An 8,928-nucleotide genomic window follows, 5' to 3' on the forward strand; every position below is an offset into this window, starting at 1 on the left:
GCCGGCGCCCTTGACGTCGCGCCGGGCAAAGCCCACGTCCGGGGCAGAGATTTCCGCCTGTCGCACTGCAACACGACACTGGAACGTGTGTTGTGGCCGAGGCAGGCTCACCACAGAAGGGGATAAAGCCCACCATGACACAGGTCGGACAGGACTCGCTCGGCACCCGCAGCACCATGACCGTTGGCGGCAAGGACGTCGCTTACTACTCGCTCAAGAAGGCAGCCGAGAAGCTTGGCGACGTTTCGCGCCTCCCCTTCTCGATGAAGGTGCTGCTCGAGAATCTGCTGCGCTTCGAGGACGGCGGCTTCACCGTCGGCACCGAGCATATCCAGGCCGTGGTGGACTGGCAGAAGAACCCCGTCACCGGCGAGGAAATCCAGTACCGCCCGGCCCGCGTGCTCCTGCAGGACTTCACCGGCGTGCCCTGCGTGGTCGACCTTGCCGCCATGCGCGACGCGATCGCCAAGCTGGGCGGCGACACCAGCAAGATCAACCCGCTGGTCCCGGTGAACCTCGTCATCGATCACTCGGTCATGGTCGATGAATTCGGCCACCCCAAGGCCTTCGAAAAGAACATGGAGATCGAGTACGCGCGCAACATGGAGCGCTACGACTTCCTCAAGTGGGGCTCCAAGTCGCTCTCCAACTTCTACGCGGTGCCGCCGGGCACCGGCATCTGCCACCAGGTCAATCTGGAGAACATCGCCAAGACCGTGTGGTGGAGCGAGGACCAGAACGGTGAACTGGTCGCCTATCCCGATACCTGCGTCGGCACCGACAGCCACACCACCATGGTCAACGGCCTGGGCGTGCTGGGCTGGGGCGTCGGCGGGATCGAGGCGGAGGCCGCGATGCTCGGCCAGCCGGTGTCGATGCTGATCCCCGAAGTCGTCGGCTTTAAGTTCGTGGGCGAGCTGAAGGAAGGCGTCACCGCCACCGACCTCGTGCTCACCTGCACTTCGATGCTGCGCAAGCACGGCGTCGTCGGCCGCTTCGTCGAGTACTTCGGCCCCGGCCTCGCCTCGCTCAGCCTCGCCGACCGCGCGACGCTCGCCAACATGGCGCCCGAATACGGCGCGACCTGCGGCTTCTTCGGGATCGACGGCAAGACGCTCGACTACCTGCGCCTGACCGGCCGCGAGGAAGAGCAGATCGCCCTCGTCGAGGCTTATGCCAAGGAGCAGGGCTTCTGGATGGAGCCGGGCGCGCCCGATCCGATCTTCTCCTCGACGCTGGAGCTGGACCTGTCGACCGTCGTGCCCTCGCTCGCCGGTCCGAAGCGCCCGCAGGACTGGGTCGCGCTTCCCGAAGTAGACGACGTGTTCAACGCCGACATGGCCGCGACGTACAAGAAGACCCCGCAGCGCGTCCCCGTCGAAGGCAAGGACTTCGACATCGGTGACGGCGACGTCATGATCGCCGCGATCACCAGTTGCACCAACACCTCGAACCCCAGCGTGCTGGTCGCCGCCGGTCTCGTCGCCAAGAAGGCAGACGAGCTGGGCCTGAAGCCCAAGCCCTGGGTCAAGACCAGCCTTGCGCCGGGATCGCAGGTCGTCACCGACTATCTCAACAAGGCCGGGCTGCAGAAGCACCTCGACAACATCGGCTTCAACCTCGTCGGCTACGGCTGCACCACCTGCATCGGCAACTCCGGCCCGCTGGCCGAGCCGATCAGCAAGGCGATCAACGACAACGGCCTCGTCGCCAGTGCCGTGATCTCGGGCAACCGCAACTTCGAGGGCCGCGTTTCGCCTGACGTGCGCGCGAACTTCCTCGCCTCGCCGCCCTTGGTCGTCGCTTACGCTCTCAAGGGCACCGTGGTGGAGGACTTCCTCACCACGCCCATCGGCCAGAGCAAGGACGGCGCAGACGTGTTCCTCAAGGACATCTGGCCGACCAACCTCGAAGTGGCCGAGACGATGACCGCCGCCGTCGACCGCCAGATGTTCCAGGCCCGCTACGCCGACGTCTACAAGGGCGACAAGCACTGGCAGGCGATCAACGTGGTCGGCTCGGAAACCTACCAGTGGCGCGCCGGGTCCACTTACGTCGCCAACCCGCCCTACTTCGAGGGCATGGAGATGACCCCGGCCCCGGTGACCGACATCATCGAGGCCAAGCCGCTGCTGATCCTGGGCGATTCGATCACCACCGACCACATTTCTCCGGCCGGCTCGATCAAGGCCGACAGCCCGGCGGGCCAGTGGCTGATGGAGCACCAGGTCGCCAAGGCGGACTTCAACTCCTACGGCTCGCGCCGCGGCCACCACGAAGTGATGATGCGCGGCACCTTCGCCAACATCCGCATCCGCAACGAGATGGTTCCCGGCATCGAAGGCGGCATGAGCCGCTTCGGCGAGGAGCCCGGCGCGGTCTACGACGTCGCGCAGAAGTACAAGGCGCAAGGCACCCCGCTGGTGGTCATCGCCGGCAAGGAATACGGCACCGGCTCCTCGCGCGACTGGGCGGCCAAGGGCACCAATCTGCTGGGCGTGCGCGCGGTCATCGTCGAAAGCTTCGAGCGCATCCACCGCTCGAACCTCGTCGGCATGGGCGTGCTGCCGCTGCAGTTCAAGGAGGGCGACAGCCGCCACTCGCTGGCGCTGAACGGCGACTGCAGCTTCACCATCAAGGGCGTCGCCACCCTGAAGCCGCGTCAGGACGTGGAGGTCGAGGTCACCCGGCCGGACGGCACGCAGTTCACCTTCACCGCGCTGTGCCGCATCGATACCGCCAACGAGGTCGAATACTTCAACAACGGCGGCATCCTGCAATACGTGCTGCGCAACCTAGCCGCGAGCTGATCCGGCGAGCGCTTGATGTGCTGAAACGAGAAACCCCGCCCGGCACGATCCGGGTGGGGTTTTTGATATCTGGCGGTCGCACCGACTAAAAGACTCAGAAATGGATGTCGATGTAGTCGGTCAGCCCATCGCACCACTCGAACTCGCGCAGGCGGTAATACGGTCGGTTCTGGGTCACTGCGAAATGCCAGGTCTTTGTCTTGTCGCAACGCCGACCGGCATCCGGCGTATCGGAAATGGCGATTCGCCCTTCGAACGTGAAGTAGCCGGCACCGATCTCCGTGATCGTGCCGTCGAGAAACAACCGGCCCGGGCCGCCGGCCCCGGCCTGCGCGCCGCGCAAGGACCACACCCCGTTATCACGCCGGATCGCCGCAGTACCCCGCGTGTTCCAGTCGATCCACTGGAGCGTCAGCCCTTTGTTGGCCGCCAGCCGCTGCGCCGCCTTGTGGTCAAGCACGCGTGTCGGTTCCGGCACGGCATCGGCATGGGCGGGCGCAGTCAAGGCGCACAGCAGGACGGCGGAGAGGGTGGATCGGATACGCATGACTGCAATCGTATGACGCAAGCGCCAATGAGAAAAGCCCCTGCGCCTGCAGTCTGAAGACAGCGGGATGGGCAACCGGAAGTCCGCTCGCCCATCCCGCCTTCGTCAAACGGGCTCGTTCAGATCACGAACCGTTCGACTTGTCCTTCTTGTCGACGAGGGCATAAATGCCGCCACCGATCGCCGCAGCACCAACGACTGCGAGGATGACGGTGCCGCTATCTGCACCGTTCTTCTTCTTGACGGCCGTCGACTGACGTTCGCCCACACCGCTCAGGCTGGACAGATTGCCAACCGAAGCTGCAGCCGTCGTACCGGCCTGGGCCGCGACGGGAGCGAGGACCATGCCGGCCGCGCTCAGGGATAACAGAGCTTTCTTCAGATACATTCAGGTTTCCTTTCGACGTCGATGAAAGGGACCCTCGCCGCCACCCCTCACTTCATCAGAAGTGCCCTGCAGCAGACATCTGTGAACTGTGGCCTTGAGGATCAGGCACTTTCGCTGCAGTGCACCATAGGGCGCAGAAACCGCGGTTCTCCTCAAGTGAGGTGGGATGAACGGTTGGTCTACGTAGACCAACGGAGTTATCCGGTAAAATACAGAGGTTGAAATCACCCACGAACGTCGCGTCATTCAACGAACGTGACGATCGACAAGCTTGATTCGACGGAGGCTAATCGCAGATGATTCACTTCATCTGAACAAATATTGAGCGAAAAACATGCGCGCACAATATTACAATTAGCTAATGAACGGCCGGAAAGAGCATTTGAATCCGGGCTTGAAGGGCTTCAGCCCACCTCGCCTAGGCCGCCTGGTCGTGCGGGGGCATGCCAGCATCGCGCTCATTGTTTGCAAGCACTTGGACGAACTGCTCCAGCCAATGCAGGACATCCTGCTCTCGCACGGATTCCAGCAACCTGGCGTGCCGGCGCTTGCGTTCGGCCAGAGGCATGTCGAGTGCGCGCTTGATCGTTTCCGCGACATGCTCGACCGAGTGCGGATTGACCAGCAAGGCATCCTTGAGCTGCAGCGCCGATCCTGCGAACTGCGACAGGATCAGCACGCCGGGATCATCGGGATCCTGCGCCGCGACGTACTCCTTTGCGACCAGGTTCATGCCGTCACGCAGCGGCGTGACCAGCCCGATTTCCGCAGCGCGGTAGAATCCGGCCAGTTCGGCGCGCGGATAGCCGCGATTGACGTAGCGGATCGGCACGAAATCGACGTCGGCGTGAGCCCCGTTGATGTGCCCGGTCTTGCGTTCCAGATCCTCGCGGATCTGCTGATAACTGGCCACGTCTCCCCTGCTGGGGGGAGCGATCTGCAACAGCACGGCGTTGCCCGCCATCTCGGGATGATCTGCCAGGAACCTGCTGAAGCTTTCGAAGCGCTCGCCAAGGCCTTTGGAATAGTCCAGCCGGTCGACGCCGATCAGGATCTTGCGCCCGCGCACGCTGGCCTTGAGCCGCTGGCAGGCTTCCCGCGCCACGTCGCCGCAAGCAGCCTCCTGGAACTCCGCATAATCGATGCCGATGGGGAAGGCCCGCGCCACGACGCGCCGTCCGTTGTACTCGATCGAATTGTCGAGATTGACCTTCAGGCCCATCTCCTTCTGCACATAGTGCAGGAAGCTTTCGAGCCATTCCGTGGTCTGCAGCCCGATCACGTCATATTCCAGCATCGAGGCCACCAGACGTTCGTGGAATGGCAGCGACGTCAGCAGGCGGGTCGGGGGCCAGGGCGTATGCAGGAACAGGCCCATCCGGTTCCCGATCCCCCTTGCACGCAGCATCGAACCCAGGGGCAGCAGGTGGTAGTCGTGGACCCAGACCAGATCTTCGGATTCGATGAGCGGGAATACGGCATCGGCAAATCGTTCGTTCACACGCTCGTAGCCCTCACCGAAATTGCGGTCGTACTCGGTCAGGTCGATACGGTAGTGAAACAAGGGCCAGAGCGTGCGGTTGGCATAGCCGTTGTAGTATTCCTCGACGTCCTGCGGTTCCAGATCGATGGTGGCGGTGGTGACGTCGGCATTGCGTTGCATGTCGAGGTGCCCGGTGAATTCGGCCGTTTCCTGCCCGGACCAGCCGAACCAGATACCGCCCTGCTGGCGCAGCGCGGAATTCAGCGCCACCGCCAGCCCGCCTTGCGCCCCGGCGGCCCCGGCCGCGCTGGGCACACTGACCCGGTTGGAAATGACGATCAATCGACCCATGATTTGCCCCTTCGCACCCGCAAGCGAATGCTTCTTTCAAGTTGGGGCGCAGCCACTGCAAGCCACGCGCAAAAAGGCGGACCGACCGGCGCTTTCTAGCGCCAGTCCCGCCACGACCGGGACAACTGCCCGGCACAGTTTATGATACCCACTAGCGAATAGGTCTGCGGAAAGTTCCCCCACAGCTCGCTGGTTTCGAAATCCATGTCCTCGGACAGCAGTCCGGAACCGGTGCGATGCGCCAGCATCGCTTCGAACAGACGGCGCGCCTCCTCGTCCTCGCCGCTGCGATGAAGCGCTTCGATCAACCAGAACGTGCATATGTTGAAAGCGGTTTCCGGCAGGCCGAAATCGTCCTCGTTATCGTAACGCAACATATGCTCGCCACGCCGCAGCGCCTTCTGCACGGCCTTGAGGGTGGCCTGGAACCGGGGATCTTCCGGCGCAAGATAGCGCAGCTCCACCATCTGCAGCAGGCTGGCATCCAGTTGCGAACCGCCGAAACTTGCCGCGTAGTGCCCACCGGCATCGTGCCCCTCGACCACATGCCAGGCACCGGCATCGATGTTCGCCCGCACCGTATCGGCCCGTTCCTGCCAGAAATCGGCGCGGTCATGCAGGCCAAGGTGCTGCGCCGCATTGGCGAGACGGTCGCAGGCCGCCCAGCTCATGACGCTGGAATAAGTATGGACGGCCGTACGGGTACGCAGTTCCCACAGTCCCGCATCGGGCTTGTCGTGAGTCTTCCACGCCATTTCGCCCACTTGCTCGAGGCTGCGGAAATCCTCCTCGTTGGCTATGCGCAGCAGGCGCTGATCGACGAAACTCTGGACCGAGGGGAGGACAATCTGGCCGTAGCAGTCGTTCTGCACCTGGTAATAGGCGGCATTGCCCACCCGCACCGGTCCGGTATTGCGATAGCCGGGAAGATCAGGCGCCTCCCATTCGATGATCTCCTTCGCTCCGCTCACGGCATAGAGCGGCTGGATCACGCCATCCGTCGCATCGGCGACGATGTTGCGCAGGTATGCAAGATACTTCTCCAGCACATCAAGCGCGCCCAGGTAGTTCAGCGCCTGGACTGTGTAATAGGCATCGCGGATCCAGCAGTACCGGTAGTCCCAGTTGCGCTGGCTGCCCGGTGCCTCCGGGATCGAGGTGGTGAGCGCCGCGACGATCGCGCCGGTTTCCTCGTGCTGGCACAGCTTGAGCGTGATGGCCGCGCGAATCACCGCATCCTGCCAGTCGAGCGGGGTCGCCAGCCCGCGAACCCACAGCCGCCAGTAATGGCCGGTGCGCTGGAGCATGGTCTCCAGATCATGTTCGACGTTACCGGCGAAAGGTTCGTCGGGACCAAGGAAGAAGTGCAGCGGCGTTTCCAGCCTGAACCAGCGCTCGTCCAGCACGTAGCCGACCGGCGCGTCGGTGGTCAGCCGCAGGACGTTGCGTTCGACCAGATAGCGGATATGGTTGGAACCCTGAGTGATCGGCGCGAGCTGGGCGCCGTAACCGCTCATCGGGGTCAGGATCGTGCGGATGCGCGGGGCGCCGGCCACCGGTCGCACGATGCGCGCAAAGGCGACCGGCCGGTACATCCGGCCCGAGCGTTCGAACCGGGGCGCGAAATCGTAGATCTCCACCGCGCCGCCCGTCGCATCCTCCAGCCGAGTGACGAGGATCGGCGTGTTGCGCAAGTAATGCTGACTGGCCGAGACCTGGTTCTCCAGCTCGAACCGCCAGGTTCCGGCATCCTGTCCGCCATTCCCGCGAAGGAGGGCACAGAAAGTCGGATCGCCATCGACGCGCGGCACACACCCCCAGACGAAGCCCCCTCGTTCATCGACGAGAGCGCTCACCTGGCAATTGCCGATCGGCCAAAGCTCCAGACTGGATCGTGCGGGGCTGTCGGGTGCTGGCGAAGTCATGCGCAGGTCTCTCCTTGGGCAGCGGCTTCGAGCCCGGCCTTGAGCCAGGCGTGAACGGCCGGAACGTCGGGCAGATGGCGGGATGCCGCAGTGGTCCGCAGGGGGCCAACAAGCACGCCCTGGCCGCCGAGATCGTCTACCGCACGGAATGCATCCTCGTCGGTGACGTCGTCGCCCAGGAACAGCGGGGTGGCATCGGCGAAAGACGGCAAGGCCATGAACCGCGCGACGGCCTTGCCCTTGTCGGACCCTGGCATCGTCAGTTCGATCACCTGCTTGCCGTGCTTCAAGCCCAGCCCGAATTCTCCGGCGAGCGCCTGGGCGCAGGCCTGCAGACCTTCCACCGCCTCCGGGTGGTGGCGATAGTGGACAGCCACGCTGAACGGCTTGGGCTCGACCAGCAAGCCGCCGTTGGCGCGCCCGAACTGCTCCAGCACCGCAACCACGCGGGGGGGCAGCGGATCGGCGAGCGGATGCACCGGGCCGGCTGCCAAAGGACGGAATTCACCCCCATGGGAACCGGCAATCCCGCATGCGACGGGCCCCAGCAGCGCTTCCAGCGCCGCGATCGAGCGCCCGGTCACGATGGCAAGGCGCCCATCGAGCGCATCCGACAAGCCATAAACCAGACCGGCAAGATCGGGCGCAACGACGACATCGTCGGGATGATCGGCGATGTCCACCAGCGTGCCATCGAAATCCAGGAACAAAGCCGTACCTGCCGCGACCAGAGGCGACGGCGGCGCAAGCGGCTGCGACGGGGGCGAGCCGGAAAGTCCGGGGCCGCCATAAGCTACGCCGTCGCGTGAAATCGTCATTCCAAATCAACCCCGCACTTGTCTTGCATATATCCCGGACCTCGGGCCGATCCGGGGGGAAATCATGGGCTTCGCTCGCGTCCTATCGCAATTGCGAAGGACACAACGACTGATGCGTCGCTATGTTCCCTTTTGAAATGCAAGCTTCATGCTGGCATGAAATACGAAATCTACCGTATTGCTGTTGCATCGCAGCAAGCAGCGCCTATTACCAACCGCCAAATCCAGCCGCACCCGAACAGCGAAAGACCTTCATGCCCACCATCGTTCCGGTGATCCTCTGCGGTGGCAGCGGCACGCGCCTGTGGCCGCGCAGCCGGGCCGCGATGCCCAAGCCGTTCCTGCCCCTCGTCGGCGATTCCACCCTGTTCGAGGCGGCCCTTGCACGCTGCCCCGGCGCAGGCGGCTTCGCTCCGCCGGTGGTGGTGACCGGCCACAAGCACCTGGCGCACGTCGAGGCGCAGCTTGGCGGCGCCCAGGGCGCACAAGTGATCGTCGAGCCTTCGGCGCGCAACACCGCCGCCGCCATCGCGCTCGCCGCCAGCCGCCTGCCCGCCGATGCCGTCATGCTGGTGTGCCCCAGCGACCACCACATCGGTAATCCGC

Annotated in this window: 7 protein-coding genes; 2 read left to right on the forward strand and 5 right to left on the reverse strand. The window is 64.1% G+C overall.

Annotation, left to right across the window (positions count from 1 at the left end; all coding sequences use genetic code 11):
* The first annotated feature begins 134 nt into the window (after positions 1-134).
* A complete protein-coding gene (gene acnA / locus V2S85_RS24085) occupies positions 135-2,810 on the forward strand; it encodes an aconitate hydratase AcnA (RefSeq protein ID WP_330705336.1) in 2,676 nt (891 codons plus the stop codon).
* A 94-nt stretch (positions 2,811-2,904) separates the two neighbouring features.
* Here acnA and V2S85_RS24090 read toward each other — a convergent pair whose 3' ends face one another.
* The 5 genes from V2S85_RS24090 to otsB form a co-directional block, all read right to left on the reverse strand.
* Positions 2,905-3,357 (reverse strand): hypothetical protein, encoded by a 453-nt coding sequence (locus V2S85_RS24090; RefSeq protein ID WP_330705337.1) that lies wholly within the window; start codon positions 3,355-3,357, stop codon positions 2,905-2,907.
* A gap of 124 nt (positions 3,358-3,481) precedes the next feature.
* The gene (locus V2S85_RS24095) at positions 3,482-3,745 is read right to left on the reverse strand and encodes a hypothetical protein (protein WP_330705338.1); all 264 of its coding nucleotides are present in this window, start codon (positions 3,743-3,745) and stop codon (positions 3,482-3,484) included.
* A 418-nt stretch (positions 3,746-4,163) separates the two neighbouring features.
* A complete protein-coding gene (gene otsA, locus V2S85_RS24100) occupies positions 4,164-5,579 on the reverse strand; it encodes an alpha,alpha-trehalose-phosphate synthase (UDP-forming) (RefSeq protein WP_330705339.1) in 1,416 nt (471 codons plus the stop codon).
* 95 nt (positions 5,580-5,674) lie between these two features.
* Complete coding sequence (locus V2S85_RS24105; RefSeq protein WP_330705340.1) at positions 5,675-7,504, reverse strand: glycoside hydrolase family 15 protein; 1,830 nt, start codon at positions 7,502-7,504, stop codon at positions 5,675-5,677.
* A complete protein-coding gene (otsB, locus tag V2S85_RS24110) occupies positions 7,501-8,322 on the reverse strand; it encodes a trehalose-phosphatase (RefSeq protein ID WP_330705341.1) in 822 nt (273 codons plus the stop codon). The genes V2S85_RS24105 and otsB overlap by 4 nt, the downstream gene beginning before the upstream one ends.
* A gap of 254 nt (positions 8,323-8,576) precedes the next feature.
* Here otsB and V2S85_RS24115 point away from each other — a divergent pair.
* A partial coding sequence (locus V2S85_RS24115; RefSeq protein ID WP_330705342.1) for a sugar phosphate nucleotidyltransferase occupies positions 8,577-8,928 on the forward strand: 352 nt, incomplete at its 3' end.

Source organism: Novosphingobium resinovorum, assembly GCF_036352595.1.
GTDB lineage: Bacteria > Pseudomonadota > Alphaproteobacteria > Sphingomonadales > Sphingomonadaceae > Novosphingobium > Novosphingobium resinovorum_B.

Excerpts from the sequence above, each read along its gene's own strand:
- acnA (WP_330705336.1), top strand. The coding sequence starts at position 135 with ATGACACAGGTCGGACAGGACTCGCTCGGCACCCGCAGCACCATGACC.
- V2S85_RS24090 (WP_330705337.1), bottom strand. The coding sequence starts at position 3,357 with ATGCGTATCCGATCCACCCTCTCCGCCGTCCTGCTGTGCGCCTTGACT.
- V2S85_RS24095 (WP_330705338.1), bottom strand. The coding sequence starts at position 3,745 with ATGTATCTGAAGAAAGCTCTGTTATCCCTGAGCGCGGCCGGCATGGTC.
- otsA (WP_330705339.1), bottom strand. The coding sequence starts at position 5,579 with ATGGGTCGATTGATCGTCATTTCCAACCGGGTCAGTGTGCCCAGCGCG.
- V2S85_RS24105 (WP_330705340.1), bottom strand. The coding sequence starts at position 7,504 with ATGACTTCGCCAGCACCCGACAGCCCCGCACGATCCAGTCTGGAGCTT.
- otsB (WP_330705341.1), bottom strand. The coding sequence starts at position 8,322 with ATGACGATTTCACGCGACGGCGTAGCTTATGGCGGCCCCGGACTTTCC.